A 14,944-nucleotide genomic window follows, 5' to 3' on the forward strand; every position below is an offset into this window, starting at 1 on the left:
TCTGACGCGTGACCGCACCGCGACTGATGCTCCTCGACTCCGCCAGCCTGTACTTCCGGGCCTACTACGGCGTACCGGACACCCTGCGCTCACCGCAGGGTGAGCCGGTCAACGCCGTCCGCGGCCTGCTGGACTTCATCGCCCGGCTGGTCCACGACCACCGGCCCGACGAACTCGTCGCCTGCATGGACGCTGACTGGCGCCCCCAGTGGCGGGTGGACCTCATCCCCTCCTACAAGACCCACCGGGTCGCCGAGGCCCCGGAGGCCGCCGAGGCCGGCGAGGAGGAGGTGCCGGACACCCTCGCCCCGCAGGTCCCGGTGATCGAGCAGGTGCTGGACGCCCTCGGCATCGCCCGGATCGGCTCCCCCGGCTACGAGGCCGACGACGTCATCGGCACCCTCACCGCCCGCGCCAAGGGCCCGGTGCAGATCGTCACCGGCGACCGCGACCTCTTCCAACTGGTCGACGACGCACGGCAGATCACCGTGCTCTACCCGGTCAAGGGCATGGGCAACCTGCAGGTCACCGACAACGCGCTGCTGCTGGAGAAGTACGGCGTGGACGGCGCCCGGTACGCCGACATGGCGGCCCTGCGCGGCGACCCGTCGGACGGCCTGCCCGGCGTCAAGGGCATCGGCGAGAAGACCGCCGCCCAGCTGATCAACGAGTACGGCGACCTCCCCGCCATCCGCGCCGCCGCCCTCGACCTCGGCTCCAGGCTCACCCCGGCCCGCCGCCGCAACATCGTCGAGGGCGCCGCCTACCTCGACGTCGCCCCCAAGGTCGTCCGGGTCGCCGACGACGTCCCCCTCCCCGACTTCGACCCGGCCCTCCCCCACGAGCCCCTCGACCCGATGACCCTCGAACACCTCTCCACCCGCTGGGGCCTCGGCACCTCCCTGGACCGCCTCCTGGAGGCCCTCGCCACCCGCTGACGCACACCCCGAAGGGCCCGCCCGTTCGAGTCGAACGGGCGGGCCCTTCGGAGTGGTGACTAGCCCACGGAGGAGTAGGCGATGATGCCGCGGCGCAGGCCGTCGACGGCCTTGCGGGCAGTCTTGCGGAGTTCGGCGTCCTCGCCGGCCGCGTCCTGGATCTGGCCGAGGACGTCGATCAGCTGCTTGGTCCAGCGGACGAAGTCGCCGGCCGGCATGTCGGCGTCGCGCAGGACCTGGTCGAGGTTGTGGCCGAGGGCCCAGCGGTAGGCGGCCCAGGCGAAGCCGAGGTCGGGCTCGCGCTGGCCGACGCCCTCGGCGGTGTTGATCCGGTGCTGCTCCTCCAGGGCGTCCAGGTGGCCCCAGATCCGGACCATCTTGCCGAGCGCCTCCTTGGCCGCGCCCTCCGGCACCCGGGGGGCGACGGCATCGTCGGACTGGCGCGATTCGTACACCAACGCCGAGGCGCAGGCGGCGAGTTCGGCGGCGGCGAGGCCGCTCCAGACGCCTTCGCGGATGCATTCGGAGGCGAGCAGGTCGAGTTCGCCGTAGAGCCGGCCGAGCCGCTTGCCGTCGTCGGTGACGGTGTCGCCCTGGAGGTAGCCGAGGTCGGTGAGCAGTGCGCAGACCCGGTCGAAGGTACGGGCGATGGTGTGGGTGCGGGAGCGCATCCGGCGTTCGAGCAGTTCGGTGTCGCGGTGCAGCCGGTGGTAGCGCTCGGCCCAGCGGGCGTGGTCCTCGCGGTCGGAACAGCCGTGGCAGGGGTGCTGGCGCAGTTCGGTGCGCAGCCGGGTGATCTCCGGGTCGTCGGCGGCGGCCGCGCGGCCGCGCCGGAACCGCTCGGGTTCGAGGTGGCCGGCCTTGGTGCGCAGCGCGGAGGCGAGGTCGCGGCGGGACTGGGGGCTGCGCGGGTTGAAGGACTTGGGGATGCGCAGGCGCTCGATGGCGGCGACGGGGTACGGGAAGTCGATCATCGCGAGCCGCTTGACCTGCCGTTCGGCGGTGAGCACCACCGGGCGCGGGCCGTCCTGGAAGTCGGGGTGGCGCGGGCCGCCGCGGCCGGAGCGGTCGACCGGCGGCAGGCCCGGGTCGAGGACCAGGGCGAGGCCGGCGAACTTGCCGGTGGGGACGTGGATGACGTCGCCCGGCTTGAGCTGCTCGATCGACTCGATGGCGGCGGCGCGGCGCTGGCTGGTGCCCTCGCGGGCCATCTCGTTCTCGCGGTCCTTGAGCCGGCGGCGCAGCTCCATGTACTCGTCGAAGTCGCCGAGGTGGCAGGTCATCGACTCGCGGTAGCCGTCCAGCCCCTCCTCGTTGCGCTGGACCTGGCGGGCGATGCCGACGACCGAGCGGTCCGCCTGGAACTGGGCGAAGGAAGTTTCCAGCAGTTCGCGGGAGCGGTGCCGGCCGAACTGGGAGACCAGGTTGACGGCCATGTTGTACGAGGGCCGGAACGAGGACTTCAGCGGGTAGGTGCGGGTGCCGGCCAGGCCGGCCAGGGCCTCCGGGTCGAGGCCGCGCTGCCAGAGCACCACGGCGTGGCCCTCGACGTCGATGCCGCGCCGCCCGGCCCGGCCGGTGAGCTGGGTGTACTCGCCGGGGGTGATGTCGGCGTGGGTCTCGCCGTTCCACTTGACCAGCTTCTCCATGACCACCGAGCGGGCGGGCATGTTGATGCCGAGTGCCAGGGTCTCGGTGGCGAAGACGGCCTTGACCAGGCCCTTCACGAAGAGCTCCTCGACGACTTCCTTGAACCGGGGCAGCATTCCGGCGTGGTGGGCGGCGATGCCGCGCTCCAGCCCGTCCAGCCACTCGAAGTAGCCCAGGACGTGCAGGTCCTCGTCGGGGATGTCGGCGCAGCGCTCCTCGACGATGGCGCGGACCAGGGCGCGGTCGGAGTCCTTGTTGAGCCGCAGGCCGGAGCTGAGGCACTGCTGGACGGCGGCCTCGCAGCCGGCCCGGCTGAAGATGAAGGTGATCGCGGGCAGCAGGCCCTCGGCGTCGAGCCGGTCGATGACGTCGACCCGGCCCGGGGTCCAGACCCGGCCGGGACGGCCGTTGGGCATGGAGCGGCCCCGGCCGCGGCCGAAGCGGTCGCGCGGGTTGCGGTCGAGTTCGGAGCGGGCGAGCCGGACCAGTTCGGGGTTGACGGCCTTGCCGGGGTTCTTGAGGCTGTGCTTGGGGCGGCCGTCCCGGTCGGGGTCGGCGAACAGGTCGTACATCCGGTTGCCGGCCATCACGTGCTGCCAGAGCGGCACCGGGCGGGTCTCGGAGACGATGACCTTGGTGCCGCCGCGAACGGTGTCCAGCCAGTCGCCGAACTCCTCGGCGTTGGAGACGGTCGCGGAGAGCGAGACGAGGGTGACCGACTCGGGGAGGTGGATGATGACCTCCTCCCAGACGGCGCCGCGGAGGCGGTCGGCGAGGTAGTGCACCTCGTCCATGACGACGTAGCCGAGGCCGTCGAGGGTGCTGGAGCCCGCGTAGAGCATGTTGCGCAGCACCTCGGTGGTCATGACCACCACGGGGGCGTCGCCGTTGACGCTGTTGTCGCCGGTGAGCAGGCCGACCTTGGCCGCGCCGTAGCGCTTGACCAGGTCCCCGTACTTCTGGTTGGAGAGCGCCTTGATCGGCGTGGTGTAGAAGCACTTGCGGCCGGCCTGGAGGGCCAGGTGCACGGCGAACTCGCCGACGATGGTCTTCCCGGAGCCGGTGGGGGCGGCGACCAGGACGCCCGAGCCGGCCTCCAGGGTCTCGCAGGCCTCCAGCTGGAAGTCGTCCAGCGGGAAGTCGTAGAGCTGCTGGAAGCCGTACAGGGCGGTGGCCTGCTCCTGGGCCCGGCGACGACTGGCCGCGTACGCCTCGGCGGGGCTGAGCTCCTGGTCTTCCTGGGGCTCTGGATCGGGGGTGTTCATCGCCGTCCGGGTGTGGTTGGTGTGATCTCGCATCTCAGCGAGAGGTTACCCGGGTGGAGTGACATCGATAGCACCGTTTTCCGTGCGAGGAGATCACTCCTCTCTCAGATCCATAGTTGCAAATGTCTTCAAGCGACCAGGAGTGGACCAGATCCGAACGTCTGCGGTCATCAGCGGTGGAGTCCGGGAGTTGCTGCCTACCTTCGTGAGCCACAGCCACCAACTCACGGGAGGACCGCCACGATGGCGAACCTGGAGACGTCCCTCAAGGACGCCATGTCGATCGACGGCGCGATCGGCGTCGCCCTGGTCGACTACGGCAGCGGCATGGCCCTCGGCACCCTCGGCGACGGCGGCGAGCTGGACCTCAACGTCGCCGCGGCCGGGAACACCGACGTGGTCCGCGCCAAGATGCGGGCGATGGAGGCGCTCAACCTGCTCGACAACGAGATCGAGGACATCCTGATCACGCTGACCCACCAGTACCACATGGTGCGGCCGATCACGACGCCCAGCGGGCGCGGGCTGTTCCTCTTCCTGGTGCTCCACCGCAACCGCTCCAACCTGGCGATGGCCCGCCACCGGCTCAAGCAGATCGAGCTCTCGCTGGAGATCTGAGCCCGCCGACACCAGGGAAGGGGGGGCCGCGTGACGGTAGCCGTCTACCAGGCCAAGGCCGAGTTCTTCCGGATGCTCGGCCATCCCGTCCGGATCCGGGTGCTGGAGCTGCTGCAGGCCGGACCGACACCCGTGCACTGCCTGCTCGCCGAGCTGGAGGTCGAGCCCTCCAGCCTGTCCCAGCAGCTCGCGGTGCTGCGCCGGTCCGGCATCGTCACCGCCACCCGGGACGGCAGCACGGTGGTCTACGCGCTGGCCGGCGGCGACGTCGCCGACCTGCTCCGAGCAGCCCGGCGGATCCTCACCGGGCTGCTCGCCGACCGGAACACGCTGCTCGCGGAACTGCGGGCGGCGGGCGGCCAAGCCGCTACTCCTTCAACAACTCCACCAGCCCCTCCGCCAGCCGCTCGTAATCCGCCGCCCGGTTGTACACCTGGCCGCTGACCCGCAGCACCCCGCCGTCGGGCCCCGGCCGGACGGCGACCCGGACGCGGTGGCGCCGCCACAGCTCGGCCACCAGCGCGCGGCACGACGCGTCGGAGCCCGCCCGGCCCTCCGGCATCCGTACGGTGCGCATCCACACCCCGGGCGTCGCGGGCAGCGCCCGCAGGCCCACCCGCTCCACCAGCACCCGCTGGCCGTACGCGGCGAGCGCGGCGTTGTGCGCGGCGACCGCCTGGTGGCCCAGCTCGCGCAGCAGCGCGAAGCCGGCCGGGGCGGCCAGCCAAGGGGTGTAGTCGCAGGTGCCGCGCCATTCGACGTTGGCCGGGAAGCCCCGGTGGTGCTCCCAGGACAGCGCGAGCGGGCGCACCCGGGCCGTCCACTCGGGACGGACGGACAGCACGCCGGTGGCGCGCGGGGCGAAGGCCCACTTGTGCAGGTTGCCGAACCAGAAGTCGGCGTTCGGATCGACCGGTTCGGCCAGCATGCCGGGCGCGTGGGCACCGTCGACCAGGGTGGTCACCCCGCGCTCGCGCAGCTCGGCGACCAGCTCCGGGGAGGCCACCGTACGGGCGGTGAGCGAGGTGATCCGGTCCAGGACGGCGACGGTGGTGCGCCCGTCCACGGTGGCGAGCACCGCCTCCCGGACGGTCCGCTCGTCCGGGGCGTCCAGCGGCACCTCGGCCACCACCAGTTCGGCGCCCGCCTCGGCGGCCCGGCGGGCGACGGCCTCGGTGACCGCGCCGTAGCCGTGGTCGGTGACCAGGATCCGGTCGCCAGGGGCGAACGGGATGCTGTCCAGGGCGATCGCCGCCGCCTCGGTGACGTTGGCGACCAGCGCCAGCCGGTCCGGGTCGGTGGCCAGCTCGGCGGCGATCCGCTCCCGGACCCCGGCGATCCGGGCGGGCAGGTCGGCGAAGAAACCGTCCGGGTCCAGCTCCTGCTCGGCCCGCAGCGCCTCCTGCACCCGCTGCACCGGCAGCGGCACGGCGCCGTACGAGCCGTGGTTGAGGTGCGCGGCCTGCGGCGAGACGCTGAACAGCCCCTCGGCGGCGGGCAGCGGGGCCGGGGGCTCCGCGGTGGTCAGGTCCTCGGTGGTGGTCAGGTCCTCGGTCACGAAGGTTCCTCCCCTGGAACGGCAGACGAGTCGAGTGGTGTATGACATTTCATATGGCACGAGGGCCCGGTCCGTCCATCCACCCCACCCAACGCGCCTCCCGCACACCTCTTCGGGGCGATCCATTGAGTTCCCGCGGGCCGGACTGGGAAACTCCGCCTGACCGCCGCCCGGCCCGGGCGGCACCGCGAACGGGGAGCGCACGGGATGAGGATCGCAAGACCGGGACCGGTCGGACAGCGGCAGTGGACCCCACTGACCATGACCAACGCGGGGCTCGCCTTCGGGCTGGAGCTCGCCATGCTGGCCGCGCTCTGCTACTGGGGGTTCAAGACCGGCTCCACCCTGGCCACCCGGCTGCTGCTGGGGCTCGGCGCCCCCGCCCTGGCGGGCACCTTCTGGGCGCTGTTCCTGGCCGCCGGCGGCCCGCGGTTCCGCCAGCCGCTCGGCGTGGAGATCGTGCTCAAGCTGCTCGCCCTGCTCACCGGGGCGCTCGCGCTGCACGCCACCGGGCGGACCACCCTGGCGGTGGTCTACGCGGTGCTGGTGCTGGTCAGCGTGGCCGTGGAGTACACCGCCAACTGACGTCGCCGACGCGCGGAAGGCCCCGGGTCCCCCCGACGAAAAGGGATCCGGGGCCGGTCCGTGAAGGGCCGGGCCCATGAAGCGCCGGCCCGTGAAAGGCCGGTCCCTGAAAGGCCGGTCCGCGAAAGGCCGGGACCATGAAGCGCGCCGGTCCGCGAAGGGCCCGCCCGCGAGACTGACCCGCTCCGCGAAGGCCCGCTACCGCAGCCGGCGGGCGGTGAGGTAGAGGTTCATCGCGTACAGCGCGACCCCGCCGGCCAGGATCGACGCGGCGGCCGCGTAGCGGCGGGAGAAGAGTTCACGCCACCCGCCCGAGGCCTCCGCCGTCGGCGACTGCGGTGGGCAACTGGGCTGCTCGGCAACGGTCGTGGCGGTCTCGACGGCAGAGGATTCGGTCACGTCCGATACGCTAGGACTTCAAGAGAACTTGAAGTCAAGGAGTGGTGACCATGGCCGGAACCGCACCGGTCGACCTGCTCAGCGTCGGCGAGGTGGCCCGGCGCGCCGGGATCGCCACCTCCGCGGTCCGCTTCTACGAGGAGCAGGGGCTGATCTCCTCCGAGCGGTCGGCGGGCAACCAGCGCCGCTACCGGCGGCACGTGCTGCGGCGGATCTCGCTCATCCTGGTCGCCAAGCGGCTCGGCATCCCGCTCTCCGAGGTCGCCGAGGTGTTCACCTGCCTGCCCGAGGACCGGATGCCGGGCAAGCACGACTGGGAACGGATCTCCCGCCGCTGGGCCGACCAACTGCGCGCCCGCCGGACGGAGTTGGAGCGCCTGGAGGACGAACTCACCGGCTGCATCGGCTGCGGCTGCGTGTCGCTGCGCCGCTGCCGGGTGCTCAACCCGGGCGACGAACTCGCCACCGAGGGGCCGGGCCCCCGACTGCTGCTGTCCTCCGAGGAGCCATGAGCCCCACCGAGGAACCAGGCGCCCCTCGGTGGAGCCCCTCGGTGGAGCCATGAGGTGGAACCCGGTCGGACGCGGCCCTCGTGAGGTTCCCCGCCGCGCCCGACCGGGGGCTTGTGAGGCCGCCGGTCAGTCCGGGAAGTGGCAGGCCGCCTGCCGGCCGCCCGTCCCGACCACCTCCAGCAGCGGCCGCTCCGTCCGGCAGCGCGCCTGCGCCTTCGGGCAGCGCGGGTGGAAGCCGCACCCGGGGGGCGGGTCGGCCGGGCTCGGCGGGTCGCCGAGCAGCACGATCCGCTCCCGGGCCCGCTCGGCCGCCGGGTCCGGCAGCGGGACGGCGGACAGCAGCGCCCGGGTGTACGGGTGCGCCGGGCTGCCGTACACCTCGGCCTTGTCGCCGATCTCCACGATCCGGCCCAGGTACATCACCGCGACCCGGTCGCAGACCCGCTTGACCACCGAGAGGTCGTGCGCGATGAACACGTACGCCAGGCCCAGTTCCCGCTGCAACTGCTCCATCAGGTTGACCACTTGGGCCTGGACGGAGACGTCGAGCGCGGAGACCGGCTCGTCCGCGATCACCAGTTTCGGCGAGGTGGCCAGCGACCGGGCGATACCGATGCGCTGCGCCTGGCCGCCGGAGAACTCGTGCGGGTAGCGGTCGAGGTGCTCGGGGATCAGCCCGACCAGTTCCATCAGGTCGGCGGCCCGGCCGCGCGCCTCCTCGGCGGACGCGCCCTGGACCAGCAGCGGCTCGGAGATGATCCGGGCCACCGTCTGGCGGGGGTTGAGCGAGGAGTACGGGTCCTGGAAGACCATCTGCAGGTGCCGCCGGTGCGGCCGCAGCCGGGCCTGGGAGAGGCCGCCGATCTCGGTGCCGTCGAAGGTGACGGTGCCCGAGGTGGGGTCGAGCAGCCGGACGATCATCCGTCCGGTGGTGGACTTGCCGCAGCCGGACTCGCCGACCAGGCCCAGGGTCTCGCCCGCGCCGAGGTCGAAGCTCACCCCGTCCACCGCCCGCACCGGCGCACCGGGCCGGCCGGTGCGACTGCGGCGGCCGGCGAAGGTCTTCACCAAGTCCCGTACGGACAGCAGTGGTTCCGCCATCAGACGGCTCCTTCCGGCACCAGTGGCAGGTGGCAGGCGGCCCGGTGCTCGGCCGTGGCCGGACCGAGCGGGCCGAGCGACGGGCGCTCGGCCAGGCAGCGGGCGTGCTCCTCGGCCGGCGCGCTGCCGGTGCGGGCGCAGCGCGGGGCGAAGGAGCAGCCGGGGGCGGGGACGAGCAGGGACGGCGGGCTGCCGGGGATGGCTCGCAGCGGGGCGTCGTCGGTGTCGTCCAGGCGCGGCAGCGAGTCCAGCAGGCCGCGGGTGTACGGGTGCGCGGGTGCGGCGAACAGCTCGTCCACCGGGGCCTGTTCGGCCGCCCGGCCGCCGTACATGACCAGTACCTCGTGGGCGACCCGGGCGACCACGCCCAGGTCGTGGGTGATCAGCACGACGCCGAGGCCGCGGTCCTGCTGGATCCGGGCGATCAGGTCGAGGATCTGGGCCTGGACGGTGACGTCCAGCGCGGTGGTGGGTTCGTCGGCGATCAGCAGGTCGGGTTCGCAGGCGAGCGCCATGGCGATCATGACGCGCTGGCGCATGCCGCCGGAGAACTGGTGCGGGTACTCGTCGACCCGGCGGGCCGGTTCCGGGATGCCCACCTCGGCGAGCATCTCGACGGCCCGGGCCCGGCCGGCCTTGCGGCCCGCCCGGAAGTGCACCCGGTAGTGCTCGGCGATCTGTTCGCCGACCGTGTAGAAGGGGTGCAGGCTGGACAGCGGGTCCTGGAAGACCATCGCGATCCGCCGGCCCCGGACGGTGCCCAACTCCCGTTCCCCCAGGCCGGTCAGCTCCTGCCCGTCGAGCCGGATCGAGCCGGTGACGGTGGCACCCCGGTGCAGGCCCATGACGGCCAGCGAGGTGACGGACTTGCCGCTGCCGGACTCGCCGACCAGCCCGAGGGTGCGCCCGGCCGCGACGGTGAAGGAGATGCCGTCCACGGCCCGGACGGTGCCGCGCGGGGTGGCGAAGGCGACCTTGAGGTCCTCGACCTCCAACAGTCCGGCCATCAGTACCTCACTCTCGGGTCGACGTACGCGTAGAGCAGGTCGACCAGCAGGTTGGCCGCGACGATGAAGAACGCCGCGAGCAGGGTGACGCCGAGGATCACGGGCTGGTCGGAGCGGGCCAGTCCGTCGTAGAACAGCCGGCCGACGCCGGGCAGGCCGAAGATCGACTCGGTGATGACGGCGCCGGCCAGCAGCCCGCCCAGGTCCATCCCGAAGATGGTGAGGATCGGCGTGGTCGCGGAGCGCAGCCCGTGCTTGAAGGTCACCGTGCGGGCCGGCAGCCCCTTCGCCCGGGCGGTGCGGATGTACGGCTCGGCCATCGCCTCGATCATCGAGTTGCGGCTCTGCCGGGCGTACATGGCCGCGTACAGCAGGGCGAGCGCGATCCACGGCAGCAGCAGGTTGGACGCCCAGGCCAGCGGGCCGTCGGTGAACGCGTGGTACGAGGGGTACGGCAGCAGCCCGGCCGTTCTGACCACGCCCCAGATCAGCATGATCGAGGTGAAGTAGACCGGCAGCGAGGCGGCCCCGACCGAGAGCACCATGAGGATCCGGTCGGTGAAGCCGCCCTTGCGCAGCGCCGAGGTGACGCCCGCGCCGAGGCCGAGGAGCAGCCAGAGCACGGCCGCGCCGAGGGCCAGCGAGATCGAGACCGGCAGCCGGTCGGTGAGGAGGTCCCAGACCGGCAGCCCGTACTCGTAGGAGTAGCCGAGGCAGGGGAAGCCGCAGTGCACGGCGCTCGGGCCGGTGCCGTAGTCGCGACCCGCGAAGATCCCGGTCAGGTAGGCGGTGAACTGCTCCCAGACCGGCTTGTCCAGGCCCATCGCCGCCTTGACGTCGGCGAGCCGCTCGGGGCTGCAGGTCTTGCCGCAGGCCGCCGCGGCCGGGTCGTTCGGCAGCAGGTAGAAGATGGTGAAGGTGATGGCGCAGATGGCGAGCAGGATGCCCGCCACGCCGAGCAGCCGGCGGCCGAGGTAGAGGATCACGACCGGGCTCCCCGGGGGTCGAGGATGTCGCGCAGGGCGTCGCCGAGCAGGGTGAACGCGAGCACGGCGAGGAAGAGGAAGGCCGTCGGGATGAGGAAGTACGTCGGGTCGGTCTCGTAGTGGGCGATGCTCTCGGCGATCATCTGCCCCCAGGACGGGGTCGGCGGGCGGACGCCCACGCCGAGGTAGCTGAGCGCGGCCTCGGTGGCGATCATGCCGGGGATCAGCAGCGTGGTGTACGCGATGACCGGGCCGGAGACGTTCGGCAGGATCTCCCGGGTGAGGATGCGCCAGGAGCGGGCGCCGCCGACCCGGGCGGCCTCGACGTACTCGCGGTGCTTGAGCGAGAGGGTCTGGCCGCGCACCACCCGGGCGATGCCGGGCCAGGTGAACAGGCCGATGACCAGGGTGATCAGCAGGATCCGGTTGACGTCCTTGGCCACCGACATCATCGCGATCATGAAGATCAGCGAGGGGAAGGACATCGTGAGGTCCATCAGCCGGGACAGCACGGCGTCCGTCCGGCCGCCGAAGTAGCCCGCCGCGATGCCGGCCAGGGTGCCGGCGACCACGACGACCGCGGTCGCGCTGAACGCGATCAGCAGCGACACCTGGCCGCCGTGCAGCACCCGGGCGAACAGGTCGCGCCCGGTGATCGGCTCGACGCCCAGCCAGTGCCGGGTGCTGATGCCGCCAAAGTCGCCCCTGGGCATGCCGCCCAGGTAGGCGTCCACGGCGCGCTTGTCGAACTCCTCGGGGGACCAGCCGCCGAGCGCGCTCAGCGGGCCGGCCAGGGCCGCGGCCAGGACCAGCACGCCGACCGCGATCAGGCCGAACCGGGCCGAACCGCGGGCCCACAGCTGCTGCCCCACCCGGCGCCAGGGCCCGCGGCTCGCGCTCCCCGCGGGGCCCGTCGCCACGGCGACGGGTTGCGTGGTGGTGGTCATCCTCAGCCCTTGCCCTTGGCCGGGTCCTTGACGCCGACCACGGCCAGGTCGATCATTCCCGCGTAGCCCGAACTGCCGAACGCGCCCGCCACGTTGGTGCCGACCATCAGCGGGCGGCGCTGCCACATCAGCGGGACGGCCGGGGCCTTCTTCATCAGGTCCCCGTCCAGCTGCTGCCAGGCCTTGTTGGCCTCGTTGACGTCCGGCATGGCCGCGATCCGGTCCATCTCGTCCATCGTGGCCTGGTCCCGGAACTGGCTGAAGTTGCCCTGGTTGCCCTTCTCCTTGATGGTGCGTCCGTCGAACTGGAACGGCAGGAAGGTCGCGGCGGACGGGTAGTCCGGGCACCAGCCGTTGATGGTCAGCTCGGGGGCGTTCGCGGTGTCGCCGAGGGTGTCGGTGAAGGCGGACGGGTCCACGGTGTTGACGGTGACCTGGACGCCGGCCCTGGCCAGCGACTGCTGGATCGCCTCGGCCCGGGTCTTGTCGTTGAGCGAGACGGTGAGCCCGACCTTGAGGTCGGTCTTCCCGGCGTCCTTGAGCATGGCCTTGGCCTTCTCCGGGTCCCCGGCCGGCGGGATCTTCAGCGGGTCGGACGTGACCCCGCCGGTCAGCGACGGCGGGAGGAAGGAGGTCGCCACGTCGGCCATCGCCGGACCGCCGAACGCCGTCACCTGGGCCTCGCGGTCGACCGCCCACATCATCGCCTCGCGCACCTTCGGGTCGTCGAAGGGCGCCTTGGCGGTGTTCAGGTACAGCATGTCCGTACAGCCGGTCCGCTCGGCCGCCATCCGGGCCTTGACGTCCGCCTTGGGCAGCACCTTGGCGACCGACTCGTGCTGCATCCAGGGCATGTTGATGGCGTTGGCGTCGGCGCCCTCGCTGGCGATGATCCGGTCGTCCGCCTGGCCGCCCTTGATGCCCTCGGTGACCACGATCCGGTCCGGGTAGGCCTTGCGGACGGTGTCGGTCGACTGGTCCCAGCTGGTGTTGCGGACCAGCACCAGCTGCTTGCCCCGGTCGTAGGTCTCGATCTTGTACGGGCCGGAGGAGAACGGCCGGGAGTCGTACTGGGTGCCCTTCTCCTGGGACTGCGGCACCGGGGAGAAGGTCGGCAGGGTGACGGTGTCCGAGAACTCGGCCACCGGGCGCTTGAGGTGGAAGACGATCGTCTTCGCGTCCGGGGTCTCGATGCTCGCCAGGTGCTCGCCGGTGAGCGGGCCCTTGTACTTCTCACCGCCGGCCAGGTACTGGATCGCGTAGTCCGGTCCGCCGGTGAGGTCCGGGGAGAAGGAGCGCTCGACGTTGTACTTGATGTCGGCGGCCAGGATCGGGCTGCCGTCCTCGTACTTGAGGCCGTCCTTGAGGGTGAAGGTCCAGGTCTTCCCGCCGTCCGAGGACTTGCCCAGGTCGGTGGCGAGGTCCGGGACGATCTCGCTGCCGGCGGCTCCCGGCTCGGACTTGAAGGTGGTCAGGGTGCGGTAGAGCAGCCGGGTGCCGAAGTCCATGTGCGGGACGGTCCAGTTGCGGGCCGGGTCGAGGTGGGCGAAGTCCTGGTTGGTCAGGACGGTGAGGGTGCCGCCCTTGGCCGGGGTGCCGCCGATGATCGAGCCGCTCTCGGCGCCCGGGCCCTTGGTGTTGCTGGGGGCCGCGTCGGCACCGCTGTCGCTCTTGTCGTTCTTGCAGGCCCCGAGGCCGAGGGTGAGGGTCGCCGCGAGGGCGGCGGCGAGAAGGGCATGGCTGCGCCTGGTCATGTGGCAACTCCGCTGTGGGGGGCCTGCTTTGGTCTGCGGGGCCGGCTCTGGCCGCACCGCCGTGTGACCCGTAACATAGTAATGTGAAATTGCACTGCACAAGAGGTGACGCCCTCCGTTACCCAGCTGTGTCCCACCACCCCCAGCACCCGACCCCCGTCTAGGAGTTCACCGGTGACCCACCCCCAGCCCGGCCTCGCCACCGGAAGCCACGATCTCGCGGTCTCCCCCGCCCTGGACGCCTTCATGGGCACCGCCTGGACCGCCACCCCGCTCCCCGCCGACCAACGCGTCCCCGGCCACCCCCAGTTCGCCGGCCGCCGCGCCCGGCTCTCCGCCGCCTTCCCCGGCGAACGGCTGATCGTCCCCGCCGGCCGGCTCAAGGTCCGCTGCAACGACCTCGACCACCGCTTCCGCCCGCACAGCGCCTACGCCTGGCTCACCGGACTCACCGGCGAGGACCAGGCCGACCACGTCCTCGTCCTCGAACCGACCGGCCCCGAAGGCCACGAACCCGTACTCCACGTACGCCCCCGATCCCCGCGCAGCGGCGGCGAGTTCTACCGCGACCGCCGCTACGGCGAGTTCTGGGTCGGCCGCCGCCCCGACCTCGACGAGACCACCCGGCTCACCGGGCTGCGCGCCGAACACCTCGACGACCTCGGCAAGCTGCTCACCGGCCCGCAACCGCCCACCCGGGTCCTGGCCGGCACCGACGCCCTCGTCGACGAGGCCACCGGGCGCGGCTCCTTCGCCCACGACGCCGAACTCGCCGCCGTGCTCTCCGAGTTGCGGCTGGTCAAGGACACCTGGGAGGTCCAGCAGCTGCAACTGGCCGTCGACCACACCGTCACCGGCTTCGAGGACGTCGTCCGCGCCCTGCCCACCGCCCTGCGCCACCACCGCGGCGAACGCTGGATCGAAGGCGTCTTCGACCTGCGCGCCCGCGCCGAGGGCAACGGCCCCAGCTACACCACCATCGCCGCCTCCGGCGCCCACGCCTGCGTACTCCACTGGATCCGCAACGACGGCGCCCTCGACCCGAACGCCCTGCTGCTACTCGACGCCGGCGTCGAGACCGACACCCTCTACGCCGCCGACATCACCCGCACCCTCCCCCTCAGCGGCACCTTCACCCCGGTCCAGCGCCAGGCCTACGAGCTCGTCCTCGCCGCCCAGAGCGCCGGCATCGCCGCCCTGCGCCCCGGCGCCCGCTTCCGCGACTTCCACCACGCCGCCATGCGGGTCATCGCCGAAGGCCTCGCCGACTGGGGCGTCCTGCGCGTCCCCGCCGACCAGGCCCTCGCCGAGGACAACGGCGTCTACCGCCGCTACACCCTCTGCGGCAGCGGCCACATGCTCGGCCTCGACTACCACGACTGCTCCAAGGCCCGCGCCGACCGCTACGTCGACGGCACCCTGGAAGCCGGCATGGTCCTCACCGTCGAACCCGGCCTCTACCTCCAGCCCGACGACGAAACCCTCCCCCTCGAACTCCGCGGCCTCGGCATCCGCATCGAGGACGACCTCGTCATCACCGACGACGGCGCCCACCTGATGTCCAGCGCCCTCCCCAGGACCGTCCCCGCCATCGAATCCTGGATGGCCACCCTCCTGAGCTGAG

The 14,944-nt window shown here is 72.1% G+C and carries 14 protein-coding genes; 6 read left to right on the forward strand and 8 right to left on the reverse strand.

The window, feature by feature from the left end; translation table 11 throughout:
- Nucleotides 1-26 precede the first annotated feature (26 nt).
- Nucleotides 27-938, forward strand: a complete 912-nt coding sequence (locus ACZ3YL_RS07465) for a 5'-3' exonuclease (RefSeq protein ID WP_465656113.1) — start codon at nt 27-29, stop codon at nt 936-938.
- A gap of 59 nt (nt 939-997) precedes the next feature.
- Here the strand turns inward: ACZ3YL_RS07465 and ACZ3YL_RS07470 are convergent, their stop codons facing one another.
- On the reverse strand, nt 998-3,853 hold the full coding sequence (locus tag ACZ3YL_RS07470; protein ID WP_188309653.1) for a DEAD/DEAH box helicase: 2,856 nt from the start codon (nt 3,851-3,853) through the stop codon (nt 998-1,000).
- Nucleotides 3,854-4,096: 243 nt separating this feature from the next.
- On the opposite strand from ACZ3YL_RS07470, the gene ACZ3YL_RS07475 reads away from it, so the two are divergent.
- A complete protein-coding gene (locus ACZ3YL_RS07475; protein WP_188309638.1) occupies nt 4,097-4,471 on the forward strand; it encodes a hypothetical protein in 375 nt (124 codons plus the stop codon).
- Between the two features lie 30 nt (nt 4,472-4,501).
- On the forward strand, nt 4,502-4,915 hold the full coding sequence (locus ACZ3YL_RS07480) for an ArsR/SmtB family transcription factor (RefSeq protein ID WP_188309637.1): 414 nt from the start codon (nt 4,502-4,504) through the stop codon (nt 4,913-4,915).
- Here ACZ3YL_RS07480 and ACZ3YL_RS07485 read toward each other — a convergent pair.
- The gene (locus tag ACZ3YL_RS07485) at nt 4,839-6,029 is read right to left on the reverse strand and encodes an aminotransferase class V-fold PLP-dependent enzyme (protein WP_317621494.1); all 1,191 of its coding nucleotides are present in this window, start codon (nt 6,027-6,029) and stop codon (nt 4,839-4,841) included. The genes ACZ3YL_RS07480 and ACZ3YL_RS07485 overlap by 77 nt on opposite strands.
- 261 nt (nt 6,030-6,290) lie before the next feature.
- Between ACZ3YL_RS07485 and ACZ3YL_RS07490 the strand changes: the two genes are divergently transcribed.
- Nucleotides 6,291-6,614 (forward strand): DUF2568 domain-containing protein, encoded by a 324-nt coding sequence (locus tag ACZ3YL_RS07490; RefSeq protein ID WP_465656055.1) that lies wholly within the window; start codon nt 6,291-6,293, stop codon nt 6,612-6,614.
- Nucleotides 6,615-6,812: 198 nt separating this feature from the next.
- Here the strand turns inward: ACZ3YL_RS07490 and ACZ3YL_RS07495 are convergent, their stop codons facing one another.
- Nucleotides 6,813-7,013, reverse strand: coding sequence for a hypothetical protein (locus tag ACZ3YL_RS07495; protein ID WP_188309634.1), 201 nt, complete (start codon nt 7,011-7,013; stop codon nt 6,813-6,815).
- Between the two features lie 50 nt (nt 7,014-7,063).
- On the opposite strand from ACZ3YL_RS07495, the gene soxR reads away from it, so the two are divergent.
- Nucleotides 7,064-7,525 carry a redox-sensitive transcriptional activator SoxR gene (gene soxR, locus ACZ3YL_RS07500; protein WP_188309633.1) on the forward strand — a complete coding sequence of 154 codons (462 nt, stop codon included), beginning with the start codon at nt 7,064-7,066 and terminating at the stop codon, nt 7,523-7,525.
- A 126-nt stretch (nt 7,526-7,651) separates the two neighbouring features.
- Here soxR and ACZ3YL_RS07505 read toward each other — a convergent pair whose 3' ends face one another.
- The 5 genes from ACZ3YL_RS07505 to ACZ3YL_RS07525 are packed head-to-tail and all read right to left on the reverse strand — an operon-like array spanning nt 7,652 to nt 13,320.
- On the reverse strand, nt 7,652-8,626 hold the full coding sequence (locus ACZ3YL_RS07505) for an ABC transporter ATP-binding protein (protein ID WP_188309632.1): 975 nt from the start codon (nt 8,624-8,626) through the stop codon (nt 7,652-7,654).
- Nucleotides 8,626-9,633: an ABC transporter ATP-binding protein gene (locus tag ACZ3YL_RS07510; RefSeq protein ID WP_465656059.1), complete on the reverse strand. Its 1,008-nt coding sequence runs from the start codon at nt 9,631-9,633 to the stop codon at nt 8,626-8,628. The genes ACZ3YL_RS07505 and ACZ3YL_RS07510 overlap by 1 nt, the downstream gene beginning before the upstream one ends.
- On the reverse strand, nt 9,633-10,619 hold the full coding sequence (locus ACZ3YL_RS07515) for an ABC transporter permease (RefSeq protein WP_188309630.1): 987 nt from the start codon (nt 10,617-10,619) through the stop codon (nt 9,633-9,635). Before ACZ3YL_RS07515 ends, ACZ3YL_RS07510 begins: the two co-directional genes overlap by 1 nt.
- Nucleotides 10,616-11,566: an ABC transporter permease gene (locus tag ACZ3YL_RS07520; protein ID WP_465656061.1), complete on the reverse strand. Its 951-nt coding sequence runs from the start codon at nt 11,564-11,566 to the stop codon at nt 10,616-10,618. Before ACZ3YL_RS07520 ends, ACZ3YL_RS07515 begins: the two co-directional genes overlap by 4 nt.
- A gap of 2 nt (nt 11,567-11,568) precedes the next feature.
- Nucleotides 11,569-13,320, reverse strand: a complete 1,752-nt coding sequence (locus ACZ3YL_RS07525; RefSeq protein WP_465656063.1) for an ABC transporter substrate-binding protein — start codon at nt 13,318-13,320, stop codon at nt 11,569-11,571.
- A 174-nt stretch (nt 13,321-13,494) separates the two neighbouring features.
- Between ACZ3YL_RS07525 and ACZ3YL_RS07530 the strand changes: the two genes are divergently transcribed.
- The gene (locus ACZ3YL_RS07530; protein WP_465656065.1) at nt 13,495-14,943 is read left to right on the forward strand and encodes an aminopeptidase P family protein; all 1,449 of its coding nucleotides are present in this window, start codon (nt 13,495-13,497) and stop codon (nt 14,941-14,943) included.
- Nucleotide 14,944: the final 1 nt, after the last annotated feature.

It is taken from the genome of Kitasatospora sp. NPDC023176, from assembly GCF_055560495.1.

Excerpts from the sequence above, each read along its gene's own strand:
- ACZ3YL_RS07465 (WP_465656113.1), top strand. The coding sequence starts at position 27 with ATGCTCCTCGACTCCGCCAGCCTGTACTTCCGGGCCTACTACGGCGTA.
- ACZ3YL_RS07470 (WP_188309653.1), bottom strand. The coding sequence starts at position 3,853 with ATGAACACCCCCGATCCAGAGCCCCAGGAAGACCAGGAGCTCAGCCCC.
- ACZ3YL_RS07475 (WP_188309638.1), top strand. The coding sequence starts at position 4,097 with ATGGCGAACCTGGAGACGTCCCTCAAGGACGCCATGTCGATCGACGGC.
- ACZ3YL_RS07490 (WP_465656055.1), top strand. The coding sequence starts at position 6,291 with ATGACCAACGCGGGGCTCGCCTTCGGGCTGGAGCTCGCCATGCTGGCC.
- soxR (WP_188309633.1), top strand. The coding sequence starts at position 7,064 with ATGGCCGGAACCGCACCGGTCGACCTGCTCAGCGTCGGCGAGGTGGCC.
- ACZ3YL_RS07505 (WP_188309632.1), bottom strand. The coding sequence starts at position 8,626 with ATGGCGGAACCACTGCTGTCCGTACGGGACTTGGTGAAGACCTTCGCC.
- ACZ3YL_RS07510 (WP_465656059.1), bottom strand. The coding sequence starts at position 9,633 with ATGGCCGGACTGTTGGAGGTCGAGGACCTCAAGGTCGCCTTCGCCACC.
- ACZ3YL_RS07520 (WP_465656061.1), bottom strand. The coding sequence starts at position 11,566 with ATGACCACCACCACGCAACCCGTCGCCGTGGCGACGGGCCCCGCGGGG.
- ACZ3YL_RS07525 (WP_465656063.1), bottom strand. The coding sequence starts at position 13,320 with ATGACCAGGCGCAGCCATGCCCTTCTCGCCGCCGCCCTCGCGGCGACC.